Annotated in this window: 23 protein-coding genes; 10 read left to right on the plus strand and 13 right to left on the minus strand. The window is 48.7% G+C overall.

Annotated elements, in window-relative coordinates:
- Positions 1-57: 57 nt before the first annotated feature.
- The 8 genes from ACO0LD_RS22060 to ACO0LD_RS22095 form a co-directional block, all read right to left on the minus strand.
- Positions 58-852 carry a peptidylprolyl isomerase gene (locus tag ACO0LD_RS22060; protein WP_423010320.1) on the minus strand — a complete coding sequence of 265 codons (795 nt, stop codon included), beginning with the start codon at positions 850-852 and terminating at the stop codon, positions 58-60.
- A 50-nt stretch (positions 853-902) separates the two neighbouring features.
- Positions 903-1,175, minus strand: a complete 273-nt coding sequence (locus ACO0LD_RS22065) for a BolA family protein (protein ID WP_423010321.1) — start codon at positions 1,173-1,175, stop codon at positions 903-905.
- Positions 1,172-1,795 (minus strand): septation protein A, encoded by a 624-nt coding sequence (locus tag ACO0LD_RS22070; RefSeq protein WP_423010322.1) that lies wholly within the window; start codon positions 1,793-1,795, stop codon positions 1,172-1,174. Before ACO0LD_RS22070 ends, ACO0LD_RS22065 begins: the two co-directional genes overlap by 4 nt.
- Before the next feature lie 11 nt (positions 1,796-1,806).
- The gene (gene msrB, locus ACO0LD_RS22075) at positions 1,807-2,202 is read right to left on the minus strand and encodes a peptide-methionine (R)-S-oxide reductase MsrB (RefSeq protein WP_423010323.1); all 396 of its coding nucleotides are present in this window, start codon (positions 2,200-2,202) and stop codon (positions 1,807-1,809) included.
- Between the two features lie 26 nt (positions 2,203-2,228).
- Positions 2,229-3,707, minus strand: a complete 1,479-nt coding sequence (locus ACO0LD_RS22080; RefSeq protein WP_423010324.1) for a protein adenylyltransferase SelO — start codon at positions 3,705-3,707, stop codon at positions 2,229-2,231.
- A gap of 96 nt (positions 3,708-3,803) precedes the next feature.
- A complete protein-coding gene (locus ACO0LD_RS22085) occupies positions 3,804-5,648 on the minus strand; it encodes a chemotaxis protein CheA (protein WP_423010325.1) in 1,845 nt (614 codons plus the stop codon).
- A complete protein-coding gene (locus ACO0LD_RS22090) occupies positions 5,648-6,397 on the minus strand; it encodes a protein phosphatase CheZ (RefSeq protein ID WP_423010326.1) in 750 nt (249 codons plus the stop codon). Before ACO0LD_RS22090 ends, ACO0LD_RS22085 begins: the two co-directional genes overlap by 1 nt.
- 257 nt (positions 6,398-6,654) lie before the next feature.
- A complete protein-coding gene (locus ACO0LD_RS22095) occupies positions 6,655-7,134 on the minus strand; it encodes a putative toxin-antitoxin system toxin component, PIN family (RefSeq protein WP_423010327.1) in 480 nt (159 codons plus the stop codon).
- A gap of 22 nt (positions 7,135-7,156) precedes the next feature.
- Between ACO0LD_RS22095 and yaaA the strand changes: the two genes are divergently transcribed.
- On the plus strand, positions 7,157-7,933 hold the full coding sequence (gene yaaA / locus ACO0LD_RS22100; RefSeq protein ID WP_423010328.1) for a peroxide stress protein YaaA: 777 nt from the start codon (positions 7,157-7,159) through the stop codon (positions 7,931-7,933).
- A gap of 83 nt (positions 7,934-8,016) precedes the next feature.
- On the opposite strand, the gene ACO0LD_RS22105 is transcribed toward yaaA, so the two are convergent.
- Positions 8,017-8,820, minus strand: a complete 804-nt coding sequence (locus ACO0LD_RS22105; RefSeq protein WP_423010329.1) for an outer membrane protein assembly factor BamD — start codon at positions 8,818-8,820, stop codon at positions 8,017-8,019.
- A 43-nt stretch (positions 8,821-8,863) separates the two neighbouring features.
- Here ACO0LD_RS22105 and ACO0LD_RS22110 point away from each other — a divergent pair, with 43 nt between their 5' ends.
- Together ACO0LD_RS22110 and pgeF are read left to right on the plus strand one after the other, a co-directional pair.
- The gene (locus ACO0LD_RS22110) at positions 8,864-9,904 is read left to right on the plus strand and encodes an RluA family pseudouridine synthase (RefSeq protein WP_423010330.1); all 1,041 of its coding nucleotides are present in this window, start codon (positions 8,864-8,866) and stop codon (positions 9,902-9,904) included.
- A complete protein-coding gene (gene pgeF, locus ACO0LD_RS22115) occupies positions 9,901-10,710 on the plus strand; it encodes a peptidoglycan editing factor PgeF (protein ID WP_423010331.1) in 810 nt (269 codons plus the stop codon). Before ACO0LD_RS22110 ends, pgeF begins: the two co-directional genes overlap by 4 nt.
- A gap of 11 nt (positions 10,711-10,721) precedes the next feature.
- Here pgeF and ACO0LD_RS22120 read toward each other — a convergent pair whose 3' ends face one another.
- Complete coding sequence (locus tag ACO0LD_RS22120) at positions 10,722-10,967, minus strand: hypothetical protein (RefSeq protein WP_423010332.1); 246 nt, start codon at positions 10,965-10,967, stop codon at positions 10,722-10,724.
- 157 nt (positions 10,968-11,124) lie between these two features.
- On the opposite strand from ACO0LD_RS22120, the gene phaC reads away from it, so the two are divergent.
- From phaC to ACO0LD_RS22155, 7 genes are all read left to right on the plus strand, one after another.
- Positions 11,125-12,843, plus strand: coding sequence for a class I poly(R)-hydroxyalkanoic acid synthase (gene phaC / locus ACO0LD_RS22125; RefSeq protein ID WP_423010333.1), 1,719 nt, complete (start codon positions 11,125-11,127; stop codon positions 12,841-12,843).
- Between the two features lie 43 nt (positions 12,844-12,886).
- Positions 12,887-13,627 (plus strand): 3-ketoacyl-ACP reductase, encoded by a 741-nt coding sequence (locus ACO0LD_RS22130; protein ID WP_423010334.1) that lies wholly within the window; start codon positions 12,887-12,889, stop codon positions 13,625-13,627.
- 301 nt (positions 13,628-13,928) lie between these two features.
- Positions 13,929-14,486 carry a polyhydroxyalkanoate synthesis repressor PhaR gene (phaR, locus tag ACO0LD_RS22135; protein ID WP_422941495.1) on the plus strand — a complete coding sequence of 186 codons (558 nt, stop codon included), beginning with the start codon at positions 13,929-13,931 and terminating at the stop codon, positions 14,484-14,486.
- Between the two features lie 166 nt (positions 14,487-14,652).
- Entirely contained in the window at positions 14,653-16,035 is a 1,383-nt protein-coding gene (gene rimO, locus ACO0LD_RS22140) for a 30S ribosomal protein S12 methylthiotransferase RimO (RefSeq protein ID WP_423010335.1), read from the plus strand.
- A 116-nt stretch (positions 16,036-16,151) separates the two neighbouring features.
- Complete coding sequence (locus tag ACO0LD_RS22145; protein WP_423010336.1) at positions 16,152-16,517, plus strand: hypothetical protein; 366 nt, start codon at positions 16,152-16,154, stop codon at positions 16,515-16,517.
- Between the two features lie 235 nt (positions 16,518-16,752).
- Positions 16,753-17,697, plus strand: a complete 945-nt coding sequence (locus tag ACO0LD_RS22150) for an alpha/beta hydrolase family protein (RefSeq protein WP_423010337.1) — start codon at positions 16,753-16,755, stop codon at positions 17,695-17,697.
- Positions 17,698-17,897: 200 nt separating this feature from the next.
- Entirely contained in the window at positions 17,898-19,079 is a 1,182-nt protein-coding gene (locus ACO0LD_RS22155; protein ID WP_423010338.1) for a cystathionine beta-lyase, read from the plus strand.
- A 106-nt stretch (positions 19,080-19,185) separates the two neighbouring features.
- Here the strand turns inward: ACO0LD_RS22155 and acnA are convergent, their stop codons facing one another.
- From acnA to ACO0LD_RS22170, 3 genes are all read right to left on the minus strand, one after another.
- The gene (gene acnA, locus ACO0LD_RS22160; RefSeq protein WP_423010339.1) at positions 19,186-21,921 is read right to left on the minus strand and encodes an aconitate hydratase AcnA; all 2,736 of its coding nucleotides are present in this window, start codon (positions 21,919-21,921) and stop codon (positions 19,186-19,188) included.
- Positions 21,922-22,059: 138 nt separating this feature from the next.
- Complete coding sequence (locus ACO0LD_RS22165; RefSeq protein WP_423010340.1) at positions 22,060-22,539, minus strand: hypothetical protein; 480 nt, start codon at positions 22,537-22,539, stop codon at positions 22,060-22,062.
- 8 nt (positions 22,540-22,547) lie between these two features.
- The gene (locus ACO0LD_RS22170) at positions 22,548-23,519 is read right to left on the minus strand and encodes an HpcH/HpaI aldolase/citrate lyase family protein (protein WP_423010341.1); all 972 of its coding nucleotides are present in this window, start codon (positions 23,517-23,519) and stop codon (positions 22,548-22,550) included.
- Positions 23,520-23,565: the final 46 nt, after the last annotated feature.

Here is a 23,565-nt window from a genome sequence, read left to right on the forward strand (position 1 = left end):
TCAGAAATGCAAATGAGGCGCAATGCGCCTCATTTGTTTTTGTACCGTATGACTTGATTACGGTTGAACTTTAGCTTTTTTGATCAAGGACTGTTGATAAGCCTGGATACGTTGCTGAGAAATACCATCAACAAATTCACGCCTTACTTCTTCAACTGTAGGGAATTTCGCTGTACGCGTGTCATCCAGTTTGATGATGTGGAACTTGTCTTTGCCTTGGCCATCAGTCAGTTTTACAGGAGTTTCTGTAAATTGACCTTTTTGCAGTTTGGTAAATGCCTGAGTAAATGCTGGTGGCCAGTTATTTGGTGTGGACCATTCCAGATCGCCGCCTTTGGATGCAGTGCCAGGATCTTTGGATTGCTTGGCCAGCTCTTCAAACTTAGCGCCACCCTTCAATTTGGAAATCATGGCTTTTGCTTCATCCTCGGTATCGAGCATGATGTGATACAGGTGATATTCTTTGTCACCTGCCTGAGCCTTCAATTTATCGTATTCAGCTTGAACTTCTGCATCCGTCACAGGGTTCTTTTTCAGGTAGTCGATCATCATCGCGCGAACCAGAATGGTTTGGCGAGCCTGTTCTATGGCTTGTTTTACTTCAGAATTTTTTGCCAAGCCAGATTTTTCTGCCTCTTGTATCAATACTTCATTGGCGATCAGGCTTTGCTTGATCTGTGCACGTAACTGAGGCGTATCCTGCTGCTGGCCTTGCGCTACTGCTTGTTTTACTAATAATTCGAGTTGGCTGGCTGGAATAGCCTTGCCGTTAACCGTAGCCAGATTTTGAGCCATTGCGGGCAGGGCAGCTGCAAGAAGTACTACCAGCAAATGAGCAGGTTTAAAAGTCATTGTCTGTTCCTAAATAACAAAATAAAAAAAACGGATTATAAATAAACTGCTTAGGTCGCTATCTCTGACGGACTTAATGCCACAATATTCAAGGCATGAATTTCCGTTTGCATCATATCGCCAACGGCATCATACACTAGTCGATGGCGGGAAATACGGTTTAATCCCTCAAATTGCTGACAAACTATTCTTACACTGTAATGACCAGCGCCGCCAGCAGCGCCCGCATGGCCGCGATGTGCTTCGGAGTCATCTGTTAATTGACATTCAACTGGCTGTAAGGTTTCCATCCAGCGCGCTAATATTTTTTCCTGGCGTGTCATTGGGCCGGTTCTTCCATATATTTAGCCAAAAACAGGCTTTGGATAATGATAAACGCCGGCATGATGGCAACCACAGCTATCAATTTGAAGTTTGCCCATGTGTCTGTGGAGAAATTAAATGCCACATACAGATTAACGAAGCCCATGAGCAAGAAATAAAGCATCCAGGCATAACTAAGACGGGTCCAGATTTGCTCAGGCAGTTTGATTTGCTCCCCCATTGCCATTTGAATCAGATTTTTCCTGAAAACAAGTTGAGCCAAAGCAAAAGCGCCAAAGTAGCACCAGTACAACACAGTGGGTTTCCATTTGATAAAGGATTCGCTCTGGAAATACAGAGTGGCACCACCAAACACCATGATAATGATGAAGGAAATCCACAGCATGGCATCGACTTTTTTACGGCGTATAAGCAAGTAACCGATTTGGCATACAGACGCAACCAGAGTAAGTGCTGTAGCAAATAATATGGGGGCCAGTTCAGCAGTTGTTACGCCACCAGAGACGATGCCGGAAAAATAATCGGACACCAGCGATTGCGCGACAGTTGGATTTTTCTCACCCCATTTGAAGGTGATAAAAAACAAAACTACCGGAAACATGTCAAAAAGAAATTTCATTTACAGACAACTCAGGTTGCAGGGTCAAATTTCAAGGAGGCGGAATTAATGCAATAACGCAACCTTGTGGGTGGTGGCCCGTCTGGAAATACATGTCCCAGATGGGCGTCGCAGATATTACACAATATCTCGGTGCGCGTCATGCCATGAGATGTATCAACTATTTCACGGACATTGGCCGGATTGATTGCCTTGAAGTAACTGGGCCAACCGCAGCCGGAGTCAAACTTGGCATCAGACGTAAACAAAGGCGTGTTACAGCAGACGCAAGTATAGATGCCTGCCTCATGGTGATCCCAGAACTTGCCGGTGAAGGCGCGCTCGGTAGCTGCATGCCTGGTAACTTCATATTCCATGGAGCTGAGCTGTGCTTTCCATTCTGCGTCTGATTTTACGATTTTACTCATGATTTCCTCTTCATTTCTTATTCATCTCAGGATGAACAGCTGACTTCCAGATGCCTGGCCCAGTCTGGCGGCAATTCTGCATAGTCTTCGTGTTCTTCTTGTTCGTCATAGGGATTTTCCAGAATGTGCAATAATTTCCTGACTTCTGAAAAGTCCTTCTTTTGCGCTTTTTCTATAGCGACCTGCGCAAGATAATTTCTTAAAATATACTTGGGATTGACTGACAACATGCTGGTTTGACGTGCCTGTTCATCACTTTGTTCCATGCTCAGGCGCGCCCGGTAATTGACCAACCATGCATCCAGACTATCCCTGTCCAGGAATAAATCACGCAGTAGCTCATCCTTGGTCGATTTCTGATTCGAAAGCTTACTCAAATGGCGAAAACTCAGGGTGAAGTCAGCATGATTACTTTGTAACAAAGTGAAAAAGCCAGCAAATAAGTCCAGATCAGCTTCGTGATCTGTCGTCAAGCCAAACTTTTGATGCATAAGTGCTGCCCATTTCTGGCGATAAATGGCTGGATAATGGCTTAATGCGGCATTGGTTTCATCGACACTGCCTATGAGCGGCGACAAAGCTTGCGCCAGAGCCTGGCAATTCCAGTTGCCTATGGCTGGCTGCATGCGGTAGGAATAGCGTCCTTGCTGGTCGGTATGGTTGCAAATATGTTTTTCGTCATAAGCCTCCATGAAGCCAAAAGGGCCATAGTCCAGAGTCTGGCCGATGATAGACATATTGTCGGTATTCATGACGCCATGCATAAAGCCGACAGCCTGCCAATGCGCCATCAGTTCGGCAGTGCGCGTGGTGACGGCGGCGAGCAATGCCTGGTATGGATTATTTCCTGTCTGCAGTTCTGGGTAAGAATGCGCGATGACATAATCGGCAAGCTGACGCAGATCATCCATGCGGTCGTTGTAATACCAGTGCTCAAAAGAGCCAAAGCGTACAAAACTGGGTGCTATGCGGGCGACGACTGCGCTGGTCTCCGGCGTTTCGCGAAAAACCATCTGGTCTGAACCGATAACGCAGAGTGCGCGTGATGTCGGTATGTTCAACGCCGCCATCGCTTCCGAACATAAAAATTCGCGTATGGATGAGCGCAATACTGCCCGGCCATCGCCCATGCGCGAATAGGGCGTCATACCTGCGCCTTTCAACTGTATTTCCAGATGTTGTCCATTGTGAGACCTGCCGCCTAGCAGTAATGCGCGACCATCACCCAATTGACCGGCCCAGACACCAAACTGATGTCCTGAATAAACAGCAGCCAAAGGTTTGCTGCCGGGGATGAGCTGGTTACCTGAAAAATAATTGAGGAATTCAGGAGTATCCAAACTAGCCTGATCCAGGTTCAATTGCGCCGCAACTTCATTGCTGGCCGCTACCAGATAAGGTTTATCTATGGGGCTGGCAGAAAGATGGGTAAAAAAATGCGGGGGAAGATCTGCAAACTTATTCTCCAGCATGAATTCCTGCAGAGAGAGTGGGGAAGTGGTCATGACGCGCCATGGAGCTGTAAAAAGAATAAACGCATTTTGACAGATTTGGTCAAAATGCGTTTATCAGGTGATTTGCTAAAATATTGGCAGTGGAACTCAGGCCGTAATGCGTTCCCGTGTCTTGCAGCCATCAATCAGGAAGGACAGACTGATTACCAGGACCAGCTCACCTTCAGCAGAGCGGGCAGTGCCGGTAATGCCTGGTGTGCTGATACAGGTCAGCGGTTTGATGACCAGATCGGCTGTGCCATCAACCGCATCGACAGACAAGATGTAAGGGCTAGGGGCGGCAATGACGATACCAACTCTTTCAGACGCTGGCGTATAACCCAGTATCTTGCCCAATGATTTGACTGGCAAAGGCCGGCCAAGATCGCGCAAAACAGGTTGTCCACCAACGCTTTCAAAGGTTTCTGGTAATTCAACCACCCGCTGTACGGTTGCCATTGGCAATGCCAGCGACGCACCATCAGTACGGACCAGCATGGTTGGTACGATAGACAGCTCGATTGGCAAACGAATCAGGAAGGTAGTACCTGTTCCCAATTGAGAGGCTATGCGTATCGCACCGCGATGGCGTTCCACAGCGGTTTTTACCACGTCCATGCCTACGCCGCGGCCAGACACGCTTGAAGCGACTTCTTTGGTAGAAAAACCTGGCAAAAACACCAGCTGGAAAGCTTCGTCATCGGTACGGGCATCATGAATGTTGATCAAGCCCTTGGAGACAGCTTTATCGCGCAGTCTTTGTGCATCCATGCCTTTGCCGTCATCCGTCACTTCTATCATGACGCTGCTGGCTTCCTGCCAGGCTTTCAATGAAATCGTGGCACGTGGTGACTTGTTGGCATTAATGCGTTCTTCGGCGGTTTCTATGCCGTGATCAAGCGCATTGCGCAACATGTGCACCAATGGATCATACAGGCTGTCAACGACGACGCGATCCACTTCTGTCTCTGCGCCGGCAATGTTCAAGTCAACTTCTTTGCCAAGGTCACGTGCCAATTCCCTGATCAGCCTTGGGAATTTCTGGAACAAGCGTCCTACAGGCTGCATGCGGGTTGCCAGTGTGGCGCGTTGCAGCTCGGTCGAATAGCGGGATGCACGTGTCAGGGTTTCAGTCAGGGCAGACATCAGTGGTGCAGCCTGACCATCAAACTTGAATTGTGACAATTTTTCCAGCAGTACGGCTGCCTGATTGGCTGCCTGCACTGATTCACCGGCAACTTCCAGCAAGACATTCAGCTTGACTGCATCTATACGTATGCTTTCTTCTTTTGCCGGGGCACTCTGTTTGACTTCGCCACCAGACAATGAGGATTTGACAGCTTCAGTCTCTTCTCTTTGTGCCGGAGCTTCGGTTTCTTCTTCAGCAAGCTCTGCAGTTTCTGCTACTGCTTCTGGTAATGTGCCTGCTGGCGTCACTGCACGGAAATAGGCTTCCCAGTCAAGTTCACCGGTATTCTCTTTTTTCGCTGCAGGCTCTGGCGTTTTTTCTGCAGGCTTGGGCGCTTCAACTGCCTTCGCTTTAGTCGCCGCCGGTTTTTTGCTGACGCCTTTCATTTCTATGGCATCAGTCAGCATTTTTTCCAGTGACTTGGGCATAGTCGAAAGCTTGTCTGGCTCAGTGCCATTATTCAGGGCAGTAAGCTGATCGGCGACAAAACCACTGGCTTCAAGCGCTGCTTCTATGGCTTCAGGCGTGACAGGGACCTGTCCTGTACGCAAGGCATCGAAAAGATTCTCTGTTAAATGGCAGGCCGACACCATGGCGCTCAAATTCATGAAGCCTGCGCCACCCTTGATCGTATGGAAGGACCGGAATACGGCATTTAGCGTATTCATGTCGCCCGGATTGCGCTCGAGTGAGAGTAAGTGTTCTTCTACATTGGTCGCCAGATCGAGCGCTTCGACGACAAATTCTTTGAGCATGTCATCCATTAGAAACCCAGACTATCAAGTAGGTTATCTACATCATCCTGTTCCAACGCTGCGTTCGGGACGGAAGGGCCTTCCATCAATTCTACTGCTTTTTCTTTCAATTCTACAGGTGCATTGTCCAGGAGAATTTGCGTCAGTTCATGTTCCACACGTTTGTTGATGGCAACCACTTTTTTGATCAACTGACCAGTCAGATCCTGGAAGTCTTGCGCCATCATGATGTCCAGCAAACGCGCTTTTTCAGCATCCGTGGCAGTCAGCACATTATTGGCAAAAGTCTTGGAGTCAGTCGCCAGGGACTTGAATTCATCAACGCTGAGTTTGCCATCAAACAGGTCTGTCCAGCGCGCATCCATGGCCTTGGCTTTCTTGGCCAGTTCATCTTGTTCTGGCATGCCCAGATCCGTGGCGTTCAATACCTTGTTGGCGGCCTGCTCGGTCAGGGTGGCGACATATTCAAGCCTGCCCTGGGCATCTGCAATCTGCACTGCAACATCTGATAATGAACGGTCATAGCCCAACTCGCGCATGGAGTCGTGCAGCATTCTGACGATGCCACCCAAGCGGTCAAAAATTGGCTTGGTGGCATCCGCATCATCACTGTGAAAATTGAATTTGGCAGGAACAGGCTCTGGCAGCACGGGTTCGCTACTCACAGGTGGGGAAGAGGGGGACTCTACATTGGTTTCCAGGCGCTGATTGGCCATTTCTTCAAACAATGCGTCCAGATCATCTGCTGAATCGGTCATAGTCCTTGGTTCTCCATAATCGCATTGATCATTGTGTAAAACTTCACAAATGTCACGGTGTGTCAGCGAGAGTATGCAGAAATGTTCTGAGTGTTGCTGCCATTCAGATACCACGTTTCCGCATGGACTCCGGTTTTTTTTCCTGATTTATTTTACTTAAATCAAGGTGTAATTTTTATCCATGAACAAGACTGCTTTTTGCTCTTGTTCATAGTAGCAGGACATTACCGAAGAATAACTCAGAGTAATAAAATTTGTCATTCTTTTGTTACTCCCGATGCAGTTTTGTCACATTCTTTTACGTAAGTTCGCAAAAATTGTTCAGGCGTCTCTATCCTGAACATGCCAGCCTGCTTCATTTTCCTGGCGAGCTTGAGTAAGGCTTTGTCTTTGGTGATAAGAACCTCGGCCTGAGTATCACGTGCAATTTCTAAAAATTTTTGATCGTCCTTGTCACTGCAGACCGGGAGTTTGTATCCATTAACAACGGGAGTCAGGCAATTGATGTGTGCGTCAAACAGGGCGGTTACCGCTTCGGCGCTTTCATGCCTTGCTGCCAGGTGAGGGTAGCTCAGTACTGCCAGCCATTCATCGCGGCAATCTGCGCGGGTCAGAGCCTGTAGTTGTCCATTGCCGAGTTCATCAAGCAAAACTGACCACCTGGGGTCTTTGAATACAAATAAATCCAGGCACACATTGGTGTCAAGAATCACGCGCTTAGGTATGATGTCGGTCATTTTGGTCTTTTAAATTCATTTTATGCTCATTGTATTATCTCCAGCCAAGAGTCTGGACTTTGAAACACCCGTAAAGATTAAAACAATGACTGCTCCACATTTTCTCGCAGAGGCTGAGGAATTGGTAGAAATCGCCAGAACATATACTTCTGAGCAACTGGCCGAGCTCATGGATATCTCTCCTGCACTGGCGCAATTGAATGTGCAGCGCTTTGCGGACTGGGAGCTGGAGGCCAGGCCACGCAACAGGAAACAGGCAGTATTCGCATTTAATGGCGATGTCTACGAGGGACTCAATGTCAGTAGCCTGACTTCTCCGCAACTGAAATACCTGCAAAGTCACGTACGCATCTTGTCTGGCTTGTATGGTTTGCTGCGTCCTCTTGACGCCTTGCAGGCATATCGACTGGAAATGGGGACGACACTCGCCAATCCTCGTGGTAAAAATCTGTATGCCTACTGGGGCGATAAAATAAGTTTACAGTTAAGTGATGCTATTCAGCAACACAAATCGCAGATACTGGTGAATTTGGCATCAGATGAGTACTTTAAGGCGGTCCGGACCACGGTTGTGGGAGTGCCTGTGATTTCTCCTGTCTTTCAGGACTGGAAGAATGGTAAATACAAGATTATTTCTTTTTATGCCAAACGCGCCAGGGGCTTGATGGCCAGATACAACGCACAGCATGGCATACGCAAGGCAAATGACTTGAAAGCCTTTGCTGAAGAGGGGTATACCTATTGCGAAGAGGAGTCTACCAAGACTAACTGGGTATTTCGACGAAAGATCGAAGAGTAGATGTGATTATTCAATCCCATCTGATTTTCTAATTTAATGCTAATTCGTCAGGACATAAGCATGTCCTGACGTGACATCAGATTTTACCAGAATTTCCACCATGCATTACGCGAACCGGCTTTGCCGCTCAGGTAGTCGCTTTTTGGAAAGTTTTGCAAGAAGACGCGGTTCGCATCATCACGCAGCTCTGTCATACCCATGGCATCGTAAGAGCGTATCAAAATAAACATCGCTTCTTCAATGGCTGGCGCATCTGGATATTCCTTGATGGCTGACTGTGAACGGTTGGCCGCAGCCAGGTAAGCACCACGACGCAGATAGTAGCGTGCCACGTGTACGTCATACTGTGCAAGGGCATTTACCAGATATTTCATGCGCAAGATCGCGTCTGGCGTATACTTACTGTCTGGGAACTGGATTGCCAGTTGTTTGAAAGCGTCAAAAGAATCGCGGGAAGCTTTAGGGTCGCGTTCAGTAATGTCCTGATTTGCCAGGAAGTTGAACAAACCTACCTGATCATTGAAGTTGATCACGCCACGCAAATAATACATGTAGTCTACATGGCTATGATTTGGATGCAGCTTGATAAAGCGTTCAACAGCGGCCAGTGCCTGGGCCTGATCACCTTGTTTGAAATAAGCGTAGGCAGTTTCCATCTGCGCTTGTTGAGCGTAAGTACCGAAAGGGAAGCGTGATTCCAGTTTTTCAAAGTACTGAATTGCCTTTTCATAACCCCCACTGGACATTTCGTCTTTTGCTTCAGCGTATAATTTTGATGCTGACCAGGTTTTGGTCTCATCGCCTTTTTCACCAAACACCCCGCAGCCGCTTAAACTTAAGGACGCGGCAACAGCCAGAACCAGCAATTTCAAAGATTTAATGTGCATAAATTTGTGCGTGAGCATGAAAACAATTTACGGATTATAGCCGATGGCAAAAAATGTGAAACAAACTACTACAGTGATTTTGTCAGATTCCGACCTGGACACTGAATTAGAAGGGCTGAACGATACCACCGAAGTGGACGAAGATTTTGCCCTTGTAGTAGAAAATATAGAATTAAAGCTCACTTCAGAAGCCTGTGGTGAGCGTTTGGACAAGACTTTGTCCAAACTGGTTCCACAATATTCAAGAAGCCGCATCCAGCAATGGATAGAAGGCGGGTTTGTCAGCGTTGACGGCAAGCCAGGTCGTGGCAAGATGACCATGCTGGGTGATGAAAAGATCATCATAGAGCCGCAGGCAGCGCCTGACGAAGGTGCTTATGCGCCCGAAGACATCCCTTTGAACGTAGTATTTGAAGATGACGACATCCTGGTCATCAACAAACCGGCTGATATGGTAGTACACCCGGCAGCGGGTAACTGGTCAGGTACTTTGCTGAATGGCTTGCTGTATCGCTGGCCTGCTTTGCTGGGTGTGCCGCGCGCTGGCATCGTACACAGGCTGGATAAGGATACTTCCGGCCTGATGGTGGTCGCCAAAACCCTGATTGCCCATACTGAACTGGTGCGCCAGTTGCAGGACCGGACAGTCAAGCGTGAATATAATGCGCTGGTGTGGGGTACGCCTAATTTGTCAGGCACGGTCGACGCGCCTATGGCCAGACATCCGCGTGACCGCATCAAGATGGCAGTTTCGCAAAGCATGCTCGCCAAACCTGCAGTCACGCATTTCCAGCGCGTGGGTGCTGGTATGCTGGAAAAATTCCCTGTCAGCCTGGTTGCCTGCCAACTGGAAACTGGCCGCACCCATCAGATACGCGTGCACATGCTGTCACTGGGTTTTCCTCTGGTTGGTGATCCTTTATATGGCAAACAGCATCTGGCACGCTTCTTTAATCGCCAGGCGCTGCAAGCGCGTAAGCTGGGTCTCACGCATCCGACCACAGGCGAGCATGTGGAGTGGGAAATCCCGCTGGCTGATGATTTTGCAGCATTGCTGCTGCAGGCCGGCATACAGGCAGTATGAAACCAGACAGCAAGGACTTAACTGCTCTTGCTCCTTTCCCGGTAGTGCTGCCCAGTTGGCAGCACGCGCCTGCCACCGTGCGGGCGTTCACCACTACCCGTCACGGCGGGGTCAGCCTTGGCCCTTATGGAGATGCGACTGGCAGCGCTGGTCTCAATCTTGGCGACCATGTCAACGACAATCTGGCCGCAGTAAAACAGAATCGGGATAAATTAAATCGCCAATTGCCTTCGGATGTCATATTCTTATCACAAGTGCATGGCAATATAATACTGAATGCGGCTGACCTCGTTGTTGGCAATACCAATATTGGTGATGCTGTCCTCAGTACGCAAGCAGGGCAAGTCTGCGCCGTGCTGACTGCGGATTGTCTGCCGGTTTTATTTACTGATGTGGCCGGTACGGTTGTCGCTGCAGCGCATGCGGGCTGGCGTGGACTGGCTGGCGGGGTATTGCAAAATACCGTATCAGCTATGCGTAACAAGGGGGTGCAAGAAATTATTGCCTGGCTTGGCCCGGCAATAGGGCCGCAAGAATTTGAAGTAGGGCGCGATGTACTGGATGCTTTTGCTGCGCAGGTTCCTGGTATGCAGACTTATTTCAAGGCGAAAGCCAGCCAGGATGGTTCGGAAAAATATCTGGCTGATTTGTACGGGCTGGCAAGAAAATTGCTAAATGACATCGGCGTTAGTCAGGTTGCTGGTGGTGAGCGCTGTACGGTAACCGAAGTGGGACAGTTTTATTCTTATCGACGTGACGGAGTCAGCGGAAGAATGGCCAGCCTTATCTGGATAGCACCAGATTGAAGGTTTTCAGCTTAATCCGCTTTCTTTTCGGCTGGTTGATGATCTTCTGAAACTGTTGGAGTTTCAGATTGTTTTTGCAGTGCAGCTTGTTTTTCCAGTCGTTCGCGCTTGCGCTGTGGTGTGCGCATCAGGTATAAAACTATTGTTAAAGGAAAAACGCAATACATGAGGAAAGTCATGATGCCTGCGATGACGGAGTGCTCTGTGATCGACATCATCAGTACGACATAAATCCAGGCGATTGCAACGATATGCATAGAAACCTTGTTACTTATTATTGTGAATGCTTGATGTGGGTATTTACGGGCATGCAATAGTGAGAACTGTATTGCAGCTTAGTATTGCGGCTTATTTAATCAGGGAAAGAAAGCTTAAAATTATTTCGAAACGATACGCGAAAATCAGGAGGCACGCATGAAGACTTTCGATCCTCAAGCTATGTACTCCGAGTGGATGTCACAGCTAGTGAATCAAGACAAATGGCAGGAGTGGATGAAACCTGCCGCAACAATGAACCCCATGCCAGCAGCGGACATGCTGAAGGATTTGGGGGCACAGATAGACCCCGCCACAATGACGCGCTTGCAAACGGAGTATATGCAAGAGTTTGGCAAGTTATGGCAAGACTTTGCCGTATCCAAAATTCCTGATTTGAATGACAGGCGTTTTTCTGCTCCGGACTGGCATAACCATGCCATGCACTCTTATAGTGCGGCATCTTATCTGCTGAATGCACGATTTTTGATGGCCATGGCAGAGTCTGTGCAGGCCCCAATCAAGACAAAACAGAAAATCGGTTTTGCAGTGCAGCAAATGATTGACGCCATGTCTCCGGCCAATTTCCTGGTCACCAATCCTGAAGCGCAAAGCAAGCTGATAGAGACGAAAGGTGAGAGCCTGGCCAAGGGCATTACCCAAATGCTGGCCGACATGCAAAAAGGCCGCATCTCTCAAACAGATGAATCCGCCTTCGAAGTTGGCAAAAACGTCGCCACTTCAGCCGGTACTGTGGTCTATGAAAACCATTTGTTCCAGCTGATTCAATATCAGCCAACCACGAAGACCGTGCATCAGCGTCCCTTGTTGATGGTACCGCCTTGTATCAACAAGTTCTATATCCTGGATTTGCAGCCAGAGAACTCGGTCGTGCGTTATGCCGTCGACCAGGGGCACACAGTGTTCCTGGTGTCCTGGGCAAATCCCGATGAAAGCATGGCCGAAATCAGTTGGAATGACTATATCGAAGACGGTGCCATACAAGCCATCAAAGTCGCACAAAAGATCAGCAAGCAAGACAAGATCAATGCATTTGGCTTTTGCGTAGGTGGCACCATCGTCTCTACTGCCTTGTCAGTTTTGGCGGCACGTGGCGAGCATCCGGCCAGCAGCCTGACTTTGCTGACTACCTTGCTCGACTTTACGCAGACCGGTGTGCTGGACGTATTTGTCGACGAAATGCAAGTCAAGATGCGCGAGCAAACGATAGGCCAGCGAGGTATCTTGCCTGGCAAAGACCTTGCCAGTACCTTCTCCAGCCTGAGGGCGAATGACCTGGTCTGGAATTATGTACAGTCAAATTACCTTAAAGGTGAAGCGCCGCCGCCATTTGATCTCTTGTACTGGAATGCCGATAGCACCAACTTGCCTGGCCCGATGTTTTGCTGGTATCTGCGTAACACCTACCTGGAAAACAAACTCAAGCAGCCAGGTGCGCTGACGGTTGCAGGCAGCAAGGTTGATCTGGGTAAAATTGATGCACCATGCTTTATCTATGGTTCGCGCGAAGATCATATTGTTCCCTGGCAGGCGGCTTTCGCCTCTACGGCTTTGCTCAATCCACGTCATAAAAACCGTAACCGTTTTGTGCTGGGTGCTTCCGGTCATATTGCGGGCGTGGTTAATCCCCCCGCCAAGAAGAAAAGAAGTTATTGGACGAATGAACAGGTTGGCCTGGATACAGAAAGCTGGCTCGCTGGTGCAACTGAGCATCCTGGTAGCTGGTGGCCAGAATGGTCAGCCTTTTTAGGTGAGCATGGCGGCAAGATGGTGAAAGTGCCGGCCACACCTGGAAATACAGAATTTCCTGCAATTGAAGCCGCACCGGGACGTTACGTGAAGGTAAGGGCAGATTGAGGGTTTGTTGTTAAGTAATTAAAATTCAATGAGGAGAACAAATATGTCAAAACGTGTTGCTTATGTTACTGGTGGTATGGGTGGTATTGGAACTCCAATTTGCCGTCGCTTGTGCAGAGATGGTTATATTGTTGTCGCTGGCTGTGGTCCAAATTCAGCCCGCAAGGATAAATGGCTGGCCGATATGCGCGCAGAAGGCCTGGATATCCATGCTTCTGAAGGTAATGTGTCTGATTGGGAATCAACCAAGACAGCCTTTGAGAAGGTCAGGGCAGAAATTGGTGAAGTGGATGTGCTGGTGAATAATGCCGGTATCACCCGTGATGGCCAGTTCCGCAAGATGAGCAAGGCAGATTGGGATGCCGTCATGGACACCAATTTGAATTCCCTGTTCAACGTCACCAAGCAAGTTATTGACAGCATGGTTGACCGCGGTTGGGGTCGTATCATCAATATTTCTTCTGTGAATGGTCAAAAAGGCCAGTTTGGTCAGACTAACTATTCGACTGCAAAAGCGGGTATTCATGGTTTCTCCATGGCTTTGGCACAGGAAGTGGCAACCAAGGGCGTGACCGTGAATACGGTTTCCCCAGGCTATGTCGGTACAGACATGGTCAAGGCCATACGCCCTGACGTGTTGGAAAAGATTGTTGCCGGCATCCCCGTCAAACGTCTGGCCGAGCCTGAAGAGATTGCTTCTATTGTTGCCTGGATTGCATCTGATGAAGGCGGCTATGCTACTGGTTCAGACTTTTCCATCAATGGTGGTTTGCACATGGGTTAATCGCCGCGAGAACTCAGGAATGGCCAGAAATTAGAATAAATTTTTTAAATTGGCTTTTTAGCCTCCCTGATTGCTGTCTTTCTTCTGCAGTGCGGTAAAATATGCCCATCAGAGTCGCAAGATTTCGATGGGCATATCTTTTGCAGGCTGCAAAATACAAGATGCATAAAAAAGGGGACAAACATGAAAGCTGTTTTGGCCAGGCCGGAACAAGAAATCATGTTTGCGTGAATAGTCTGTGCTACTTTGAAGAGTGATCCTCATAAAGTGGCAGGATATCGAAGTGTTAACTGAGATCTCAATGAATAGCGCAAAAAAATCAACACAGCATCTGATCAAGAAATATCCTAACCGTCGTCTGTATGACACGCAAACCAGCAGCTATATCACGCTGGTAGACGTCAAACAGTTTGTACTGGAAAACGATGATTTCGCGGTAGTCGATGCAAAAACTGGCGAAGATTTGACACGCAGCATACTGTTGCAAATCATTCTGGAGGAAGAGGCGGGTGGTTCACCCATGTTCTCCAGCGTCGTTTTGTCGCAAATCATTCGTTACTATGGCCATGCCATGCAAGGCATGATGGGTAATTATCTGGAGAAAAACGTCCAGGCCTTTATCGATATCCAGAACAAGCTGGCCGAGAATTCCAAGGGCATCTATGAAGGCAAGCCCTTCAGCCCTGAAATGTGGACACAGTTCATGAATGTGCAGGGCCCGATGATGCAGGGCATGATGGGCAACTACATAGAACAGAGCAAGAATTTGTTTGTTCAAATGCAAGAACAAATGCAAAGTCAGGCAAAAAATATGTTCAATGTCTTCCCGTTCAATCCTGAAGATGTGAATAAAAAGTAAATAAAAAATATATAAAATACAGCTTGAACAGGTTCTCATTCTGACTTAAGCCTCTGATTCTTCAGGAAATTAATCGCAGATGCGGCAAGTTGGGCTGGCAAAAAGGGTACAATAGCGGATTCGCTTTTGTACCCTTTTTGCTCTTATTTGCTATTAATTGCCCTCTATGTCTATCTCAGAAATTCGTCGTCAAGAAATGCCTGCTACCCACAAGGTGGGATTTGTGTCCCTGGGTTGTCCAAAGGCGCTTGTCGATTCCGAACAAATCCTGACTCAATTGCGTGCCGAAGGTTACGACACCGCCAAATCCTATGATGGTGCAGACCTGGTCATCGTCAACACCTGCGGCTTCATTGACGCCGCCGTGCAGGAATCTTTGGATGCAATAGGCGAGGCGCTGGCTGAAAACGGCAGGGTCATCGTGACTGGTTGCCTGGGCGCTAAAAAAGGTGCTGATGGCAAGGACATGATACAGTCCATCCATCCCAAGGTACTTGAAGTGACCGGCCCGCATGCAGTGAGTGAAGTCATGGCTGCTGTGCACAAGCATTTGCCCAAGCCACATGAACCCTTCATGGATCTGGTGCCGCCACAAGGCGTGAAACTGACGCCCAAGCATTTTGCCTACCTCAAAATATCTGAAGGCTGCAACCATCGATGCAGCTTCTGCATTATCCCATCCATGCGTGGCGACCTGGTATCGCGCCCGATTGCCGATGTCATGATGGAAGCAGAAAACCTGTTCAAGGCTGGCGTCAAGGAATTGCTGGTGATTTCGCAGGACACCAGTGCCTATGGTGTGGATATTAAATTCCGTATGGGCTTCTGGAATGGCAAACCAGTCAAAACCCACATGACGCAACTGGTAGAGGCCTTGGGCGAGCTGGCCAAGCAGCATGATGCCTGGGTACGCCTGCATTATGTCTACCCATATCCGCATGTCGACCAGATCATTCCTTTCATGAACAATGGTCATGTCCTGCCTTACCTGGATGTGCCTTTGCAACATGCTCACCCTGATGTGTTGAAACGCATGAAGCGTCCAGCCAGCGGCGAGAAAAATATAGAGCGCATCAAGGCATGGCGTGAAATGTGTCCGGAGATCACGATACGCTCTACCTTCATCGCTGGCTTTCCCGGTGAGACAGAAGAAGAGTTTGAATACCTGCTCGACTTCCTGAAGGAAGCGGAAATTGACCGCCTGGGTTGCTTTGCCTATTCGCCGGTTGAAGGCGCAACCGCCAATGAAATCGCCAACCAATTGCCAGATGAGGTGCGTGAAGACCGCCGCCGTCGCGTCATGGAATTGCAGGAAGGTATATCCAAAAAACGCCTGCAAGCCAAGATAGGTAAAACCATGCGCGTACTGATCGACTCTCTCGATCGTAGCGGTGGCGTAGGCCGTAGTTCTGCCGACGCGCCGGAGATTGATGGCGTCGTCTACGTCAAGCCACCCTTTGAGCCACATCGCAAACTCCAGGTTGGTGAGTTCGTCGACGTAAAAATCACTGCAGCTGATGCCCATGATCTGTGGGGCGAAGCAGTCTGATGAGATTTTTACGTTTAATTTTATTGCCATTGACTCTGCTTTCAGGGTTTGCAGTTCTAGCTCAGGCTCAGGATATAACTGAGCCAGCTCCTGCAGTGAAACCAGGTTTTGCGCCCATGTCTAATCCCTTTTTTGCCGGTGCAATTGAATTGCGTGGCACGATGGGGAGTGACAAAATCCGCATGCACATACAGCCCAAAACTGAAGACCGCGACAGTGTCGAAGGTTCTTATATCGTGGCGGGTGGCAAGCGCAATCAGGGCAAGAAAATTTTACTGGCTGGTGAAGTCAGCAAAAACAAGCTCAGCATGGAAGAATCCGAAGACGGTGTAGATGTGTCCGGCCAATGGGATGGCGAACTCAAGGACAATGTCATACGCGGCGTCTGGCAATCGGACGACGGTAAAGTCAGCAAAGAGTTTGTGCTGGAATTGCTGCTGCCTTCCAAAGCAAAGAAAGTCAAAACTTCCTCAACTAAATAAGTTGGTGCTTTGGTGCTTTATTCATGCGCTGTCAGCGGATTCATCAAATAATTGCAGGCGTGTAGTATGTCTGCAATGGACATCTGCAATTCATGTCTGCGATGCTGGGTAAGTTCCCGTATGATTTTTTCATAAATCAGTCCTGATCAAATTCTTTGTAGCTCTTTTCTTGTTTGCGATTTAGCTAAGTTTCAAGTGCTAAAATCCTGACATTATTTTTCCTGACTCATTAAAAATGCTTACGATACGAAAATTCTGTGTGCTTGCTTTGTTGTCGGTGTCAGTTTCTCAATTTGCAGTTGCCGATAGCGCGCCAAATCCCGCATCTTTTGGTACTTTGCGCAAGCAGTTCAAGACTCAGGTGAGCTATGAAGGTGACGATCGTAGTCCCGCAGGCAATTCACCGGATAATGTATTTCAGTCGGTGCGCTATCAGTCTGCAGTGGGGCCGCTTGTTGCCATGCTGACTTCAGATCCTAAAGATGGGAAAAAGCATCCAGCTATTATCTGGATTACTGGCGGTGATAGTAATTCAATTGATGGAAAAACTTTGTCCATGGCCAAGCCCAGGTCAAATGATCAATCTGCGGCAGCTTATCGAAAAGTCGGTATCGTGATGATGTTTCCAACTTTGCGTGGTGGCAATGATAATCCGGGCAAGCATGAAGCTCACTTTGGTGAGATTGATGATGTATTGGCAGCGGCAGATTATCTGGCTCAACAACCGTGGGTTGATCCAGCGCGGATCTATCTTGGCGGGCATAGCACTGGCGGCACTCTGGTATTGATGACAGCTGAAGCAAGCAAGCGTTTCAGAGCAGTCTTTTCGTTTGGCCCGGTCGCTAATTTGCGGAGCTATGGGCGCTTAATGCCAGTTAACTTTGATAAGATGAGTGACATGGATCAGTGGTTGCGCGCGCCGTATTACTGGTTGCCATCCGTACAGAGTCCCTTGTTCATTATTGAGGGTGTAGATGGCAATATTGATTCTTTAGAGTTAATGCGTAGCAAGTCCAGGAACCCATTCATTAAATTCTTGCCGGTAAGCGGGGCAACTCATTTTACGATTTTAGCTCCGGGCAACGATCTTATCGCCCGGAAAATTCTGCTGGATGACGGCCCCGTCAGCAATATCAGAATTACCGAAAATGAATTGATAGCCGAGCTCTCAAAAAAATAGCTGTTGGCCAGTTATATCTCTGACTCTGTATGGCAGCGAAAGAAAGACAGAAAAAGATACATGGGAAGGCGCTAGGGTTTTGAGGTGGCGCCTTTTTCTATTTTTGCCGTCATGTCGACCTCAATGCGAATACCGCTTCTGCGTTAACATGTGTCTCATGCAATCAACACATTTTAAGTGCTTATGGATCGGGAATCAGTATGTCAGACAAAAGCAAGGCAACACCAGGATTTAATACCAGCATTATGCATAGCGAGTATGTTGCACCAGAAGGCTTTGCCGCCTTTCCTGTAGCCATATATCATGCGTCCACAGTCTTGTTCAACAATGTCGCGGCCATGCGTGAGCGTAGCTGGCAGGATAAATCGGCTTATACCTATGGCTTGCACGGCACGCCCACCAGTTTTACCTTGGAAGCCAGACTGGCAGAAATAGAGAAGGGTGAGCATTGCCTGTTGACGCCCAGTGGCCTGGCCGCGATCACGCTGGTGAATATGGCCTTACTGCAAAGCGGTGATCATGTATTGATCCCTGATAATGTGTATGGCCCCAGCCGTGATCAGGCTGACTGGCTGTCGCGCAGCTTTGGTATCAGTGTGCGCTATTATGATCCTTTGATCGGCGCTGGCATCGCCGTCTTGATAGAAGAAAATACTCGCCTTATCTGGGTGGAGGCACCTGGTTCTGTGTCGATGGAGGTGCCGGATGTGCCAGCGATATGCGCAGCAGCCCATGCGCGGGGTGTGCTGGTGGCTCTGGATAATACCTGGTCGGCGGGTGTTGCGTTTGCGGCCTTTGAGCACGGTGTAGATATCATCATGCAAGCGCTGACAAAATATCAGAGCGGTGGTTCAGATGTCTTGATGGGGGCAGTCATTACCCGCGACAAGGCACTCAATACCCGTTTGCAGATGGCGCATATGCGCCTGGGTTTTGGTGTGGGTATGGATGATGTCTATCTGGTCTTGCGCAATTTGCCGACGCTGCAATTGCGTTTTAACGCGCATGATCAAAGTGCCCGCAAAGTTGCCGTATGGCTGACCGACAGGCCAGAAATCAGCAAAGTACTGCACCCAGCGTTACTAGGCTGCCCAGGACATGATATCTGGCAGCGTGACTTTACCGGTGCTGGTGGCTTATTTTCAGTCTTGTTTGACGCAAAATATACCGAAGAGCAAACTGACCGTTTTGTCGATAGCCTGAAATTGTTCAAGATAGGTTTCAGTTGGGGTGGTGCGCATAGCCTGTGCATACCCTATCGCATGCAGTATATGCGCACAAACTGGTCTGAGCCCGGGATATTGGTGCGTTTCAATATTGGACTTGAAGACACGCAAGACCTCATTGCCGATATAGAGCAAGCCTTGGCAACATTGATTTAAACAAAAAGACTAAAGGCCGCGACAAAAAGAAAAAGAGTGAATTTCAATTGAAATTCACTCTTTTTTAATTCACCCCTGCGAGCAGGGATGAGTTTGCTTCTGTAGTTTAAGCTGCCAGCAATTGACGCAATACAAATGGCAAAATACCGCCATGTTTGTAGTAGTCAACTTCGATAGGTGTATCGATGCGCAACAAGACTTTGACATCTTTCTTTTCACCGTTGGCACGATGAATCACCAGAGTCACTTCTTGCTGTGGCTTGATTTCATCTTCTATGCCTTTCAGGTCGAAAGACTCATTGCCAGTGATACCCAAAGTATCAACACTGTCTGTGCCGAGGAATTGCAGTGGCAATACGCCCATGCCAACCAGGTTGGAACGGTGGATACGTTCAAAAGAGCGTGCAATCACGGCTTTAACGCCCAGCAATTGCGTACCTTTTGCTGCCCAGTCACGGGAAGAGCCTGTACCGTATTCTTCGCCGCCGAAAATCATGGTTGGCACGCCGTCAGCAACATACTTCATTGCTGCGTCATAGATAGCCATAGGTTCGCCAGTTGGCTGGAACAGGGTTTCGCCGCCTTCAACGCGTGAGCCATCTTCTTTGGCAGGGATCATGAGGTTCTTGATACGCACATTGGCAAATGTGCCGCGCATCATGATTTCATGGTTACCACGACGTGAGCCGTAGGAATTGAAATCGGCTTTCAGTACGCCGTTTTCTTTCAGCCATTTACCTGCAGGGCTGGATTCCTTGATGGAACCAGCTGGGGAGATATGGTCAGTCGTGATGGAGTCACCGAACACACCCAGGGCACGTGCGCCAGTGATGCCAGTCGCGGCTGCTTTTGGTTCCATCGTGAAGTCAGCAAAGAATGGTGGTTCAGCGATGTAAGTGGAAGTAGGCCAGTTGTAGACGTCGCCTTCGGCCACGCCTTTGATGTTTTCCCACAGTTTGCCTGGAGCACCTTTAACGTCTGCGTAGTTTTCCTTGAAGGTTTTGGAATTCATCGCAAATTTCATCAGCTTGCTGATTTCTGCGCTGGTAGGCCAGATGTCGCCCAGGAAAATATCCTTGCCTTTAACGCGGCCAACTGGCTCTGTCATCAAATCTCTGGTCATGTTACCAGCGATGGCGTAGGCAACCACCAAAGGAGGGGAGGCCAGGAAGTTGGAGCGGATATTCGGGTGTATGCGTGCTTCAAAGTTGCGATTGCCAGACAAGATGGCAGATGCCACGATGTCGTTGGCGGCAATTGCTTCGTTCATCGCAGGTGTCAGGTCGCCGGCATTGCCGATACAGGTTGTGCAACCATAAGCTGTCACGCCAAAACCCAGTTTTTCCAGGTAAGGCAACAAACCTGCTGCTTCGAGGTATTTGGTGACAACACGGGAGCCAGGGGCCAGCGACGTTTTGATATGCGGGGCAACTTTCAAACCAGCTTCAACTGCCTTCTTGGCCAGCAAACCCGCTGCCAGCAAGACGCTAGGATTGGATGTGTTGGTGCAGGAGGTAATTGCAGCTATCAGGACGTCGCCGTTTTTGACGTTGACACCATCAGTATTGGTATAAACCGCATTCAGGTCTTCTGCTTTTTTGTTGAAACCATTCTCTGCTGTTGGCTTGGAGAACAGGTCTGCAAATGTCGATTTGACGTTGCCGATTTCGATACGGTCTTGCGGACGCTTAGGGCCAGCCAGGGACGGTGCAACTGTGGACAGATCCAGAGAAATTTCCGTGGTGTAGTCGATGTCGCCAGCGTCAGGAATGCCAAACATTTTCTGGGCTTTGAAATAGCCTTCGAATGCGTCGATTTCTGCCTTGGTACGGCCTGTGCCTTTGAAGTAATCTATTGTTGCTTCATCAACCGGGAAAAAGCCCATGGTCGCGCCGTATTCTGGTGCCATGTTGGCGATCGTTGCACGGTCTGTCAGGGACAAAGAGCGTGTGCCTGCGCCGAAGAATTCAACAAATTTGCCAACGACTTTTGCCTTACGCAGCAATTCAGTGATCGTCAATACCAGATCCGTTGCTGTGCAACCTTCGCGCAATGCGCCAGTCAGATTGACGCCGACAACGTCTGGTGTCAGGAAGTAGACTGGTTGACCGAGCATGCCAGCTTCGGCTTCAATACCACCAACACCCCAGCCAACGACGCCGATACCATTGATCATGGTGGTGTGGGAATCGGTACCTACCAGTGTGTCAGGATAGTAGATTTCATTTTTCTTGGCATCTTTGGCCTTGTGTACGCCGCGAGCCAGGTATTCCAGGTTAACCTGGTGGACAATACCAAAGCCTGGAGGAACCACGCCAAACGTGTCAAATGCCTGCATACCCCATTTCATGAACTGGTAACGCTCGTTATTGCGTTGGAATTCCAGTTTCATGTTCAGATCCAGCGCTTTCTTTTCGCGGAAATGATCGATTTGTACGGAGTGATCAACCACCAGATCAACCGGAACCAGAGGCTCGATATTTTTTGGGTTTTTGCCTTGTTTGGCGGCAACGTTGCGCATGGCAGCCAGATCAGCCAGCAAAGGGACGCCGGTAAAGTCTTGCAGTACCACACGAGAAACCACGAAAGGGATTTCGTCAGTGCGGGCCGCAGTGGCACTCCAGTTAGCTAATTGCTTGACGTGTTCGTCAGTTACTTTCTTGCCGTCACAATTGCGTAGCACCGATTCCAGAACGATACGAATGGACACTGGCAGGCGCGAGATATTTACGCCGAGATTTTTTTCCAATGCCGGCAGGGAAAAGAACTTGCCTTTCTTGGTATCCGAAATTTTAAAATCTTTCAGGGTTTTGAATGCATCTTTGTACGCATTTTGGCTCATGGCTCTTCCTCTTATTTACAAAAATCAACGATCGAAAAATAATCAAAGCAGACGACATGCCACCTTTCACAGCCACTTACTTCAGCCAGAAATTGTGGCAGGGGTGAAATCGGTAATCGCCTGTTTTTAAATTAAAACTTATTTGGCTTGCGCCGCACTACTATCCTTGCTATTCACTTCTGCCAGTGACGCAGCTTCTGTCTTGCATTCATTGGCCAGTTGCTGACCTTTATGGGAGTCCAGCAGTAAACCCTTTGCTGGAATACCTATCCAGATCAGGCCAGCCTTACGGTTCTCAAAACGTACTGCACCTGTCGTGGTATCGACTTTAGTCAGTCGGTACAGCCTTTTTTTCCAGCGCATGGCCACATGTTCAGCATCCTCAGGATTGGTGTACATGGTCAGGGAGTTGCCGAGTTCGCATTTATAGTCGAAATTATTGTGCAAGGCCACGTCCGGTTCTGGCTCGTCATCTTCTTTTGCTGCCTGTGCAGCGGCAGGTTTCGCAGCCTTTGCTGTGGATTTAATCTTGCTGCGTGGTGCTTCCACCGCATTGGCATTGGCTGCAAGGATGGCGCATGCTGCAAATGCCAGGCTGATAAAAGAAAGTAATTTCATGGTGTCTCCTAAAGTAACTCTTGTGCTGCTGCCGGTAAAACAAATGACCCTGACTGGGCCCTTCTTAAAATTGTCCAATAATAGCGGTAACTGGCTCTGTCATGTAACTGCCCTTGCCATTGTATTGGTCCCCACGCCTGATTTTTGGCTTGGGTAAGGATGGCGGTTGCATCCTGGATTTCATTATCACTGGGTGAAAATGCCTGAATGATGGGGCGTATCTGGTCCGGATGTATGCTCCACATGCGCGTATAGCCGCATTCGCTGGCTGCACGGTGGGCATCATTCGTCACGACGCTTACATCTCTTATCTCGGTGCTGACATTGTGCGAGGCAACTTTGCCGTAATGATGGCAGGCTGCGGCGATTTCCAGCTTGGCGCGCAAAACCAGTGGATGGGTAAATTGTCCGGGAGAGCGCATGGCAGTAGCAGGTATGGCGCCAAAATGGGAGGACACAAAATCCATCAAACCAAATGAAAGGCATTCAACCTGGGGCAGGGCGGCAATTTGCTGCACTTCTGCCAGTGCGCCATGGGTTTCTATCAAGACGTGAACCGGGATTAATTGGCTGTCAGTTCTTTTGCCAAAGTGATTAATACGCTGTAGTGCAGCCAGTAGCTCGGCGGCATTATTTATTTTTGGCAAAACCAGATATGCGAGCTTGTCAGCACATGCGGAAAGTATTAATTCAAGGTCTTGCTCAAATGCGGGATGGTGTACATCATGTACCCGCACGCCCAGGCGTTGGTAATGATTGTCTGTGCTGTTGACTAGTGTGGCGACCAGTTTTGCATGATGGCTCTCGTTGCCAGCGGCTGCGCCGTCTTCGCAATCGAGAGTGATATCGAAAATTCCACCCAGTTCCTGCTGTAGCGCAATCGATTTGCGCATCAATTTTTCAGATCCGGCGTAATGGTCGCAGACCGGCAATATAACCGGTTGAATTTGATCCTGAAAAAGTACTGTAGATGGGTGCATTACTTAAAATATCATCGTGAACCAAGGCAGATTCCAGCGAGTGCCA

It is taken from the genome of Undibacterium sp. Ji83W (assembly GCF_049340385.1).
Classification (GTDB): domain Bacteria; phylum Pseudomonadota; class Gammaproteobacteria; order Burkholderiales; family Burkholderiaceae_D; genus Undibacterium.

Coding starts and splice junctions, on each gene's coding strand:
- ACO0LD_RS22060 (WP_423010320.1), bottom strand. CDS start 852: ATGACTTTTAAACCTGCTCATTTGCTGGTAGTACTTCTTGCAGCTGCC.
- ACO0LD_RS22065 (WP_423010321.1), bottom strand. CDS start 1,175: ATGACACGCCAGGAAAAAATATTAGCGCGCTGGATGGAAACCTTACAG.
- ACO0LD_RS22070 (WP_423010322.1), bottom strand. CDS start 1,795: ATGAAATTTCTTTTTGACATGTTTCCGGTAGTTTTGTTTTTTATCACC.
- msrB (WP_423010323.1), bottom strand. CDS start 2,202: ATGAGTAAAATCGTAAAATCAGACGCAGAATGGAAAGCACAGCTCAGC.
- ACO0LD_RS22080 (WP_423010324.1), bottom strand. CDS start 3,707: ATGACCACTTCCCCACTCTCTCTGCAGGAATTCATGCTGGAGAATAAG.
- ACO0LD_RS22085 (WP_423010325.1), bottom strand. CDS start 5,648: ATGGATGACATGCTCAAAGAATTTGTCGTCGAAGCGCTCGATCTGGCG.
- ACO0LD_RS22090 (WP_423010326.1), bottom strand. CDS start 6,397: ATGACCGATTCAGCAGATGATCTGGACGCATTGTTTGAAGAAATGGCC.
- ACO0LD_RS22095 (WP_423010327.1), bottom strand. CDS start 7,134: ATGACCGACATCATACCTAAGCGCGTGATTCTTGACACCAATGTGTGC.
- yaaA (WP_423010328.1), top strand. CDS start 7,157: ATGCTCATTGTATTATCTCCAGCCAAGAGTCTGGACTTTGAAACACCC.
- ACO0LD_RS22105 (WP_423010329.1), bottom strand. CDS start 8,820: ATGCACATTAAATCTTTGAAATTGCTGGTTCTGGCTGTTGCCGCGTCC.
- ACO0LD_RS22110 (WP_423010330.1), top strand. CDS start 8,864: ATGGCAAAAAATGTGAAACAAACTACTACAGTGATTTTGTCAGATTCC.
- pgeF (WP_423010331.1), top strand. CDS start 9,901: ATGAAACCAGACAGCAAGGACTTAACTGCTCTTGCTCCTTTCCCGGTA.
- ACO0LD_RS22120 (WP_423010332.1), bottom strand. CDS start 10,967: ATGCATATCGTTGCAATCGCCTGGATTTATGTCGTACTGATGATGTCG.
- phaC (WP_423010333.1), top strand. CDS start 11,125: ATGAAGACTTTCGATCCTCAAGCTATGTACTCCGAGTGGATGTCACAG.
- ACO0LD_RS22130 (WP_423010334.1), top strand. CDS start 12,887: ATGTCAAAACGTGTTGCTTATGTTACTGGTGGTATGGGTGGTATTGGA.
- phaR (WP_422941495.1), top strand. CDS start 13,929: ATGAATAGCGCAAAAAAATCAACACAGCATCTGATCAAGAAATATCCT.
- rimO (WP_423010335.1), top strand. CDS start 14,653: ATGTCTATCTCAGAAATTCGTCGTCAAGAAATGCCTGCTACCCACAAG.
- ACO0LD_RS22145 (WP_423010336.1), top strand. CDS start 16,152: ATGTCTAATCCCTTTTTTGCCGGTGCAATTGAATTGCGTGGCACGATG.
- ACO0LD_RS22150 (WP_423010337.1), top strand. CDS start 16,753: ATGCTTACGATACGAAAATTCTGTGTGCTTGCTTTGTTGTCGGTGTCA.
- ACO0LD_RS22155 (WP_423010338.1), top strand. CDS start 17,898: ATGTCAGACAAAAGCAAGGCAACACCAGGATTTAATACCAGCATTATG.
- acnA (WP_423010339.1), bottom strand. CDS start 21,921: ATGAGCCAAAATGCGTACAAAGATGCATTCAAAACCCTGAAAGATTTT.
- ACO0LD_RS22165 (WP_423010340.1), bottom strand. CDS start 22,539: ATGAAATTACTTTCTTTTATCAGCCTGGCATTTGCAGCATGCGCCATC.
- ACO0LD_RS22170 (WP_423010341.1), bottom strand. CDS start 23,519: ATGCACCCATCTACAGTACTTTTTCAGGATCAAATTCAACCGGTTATA.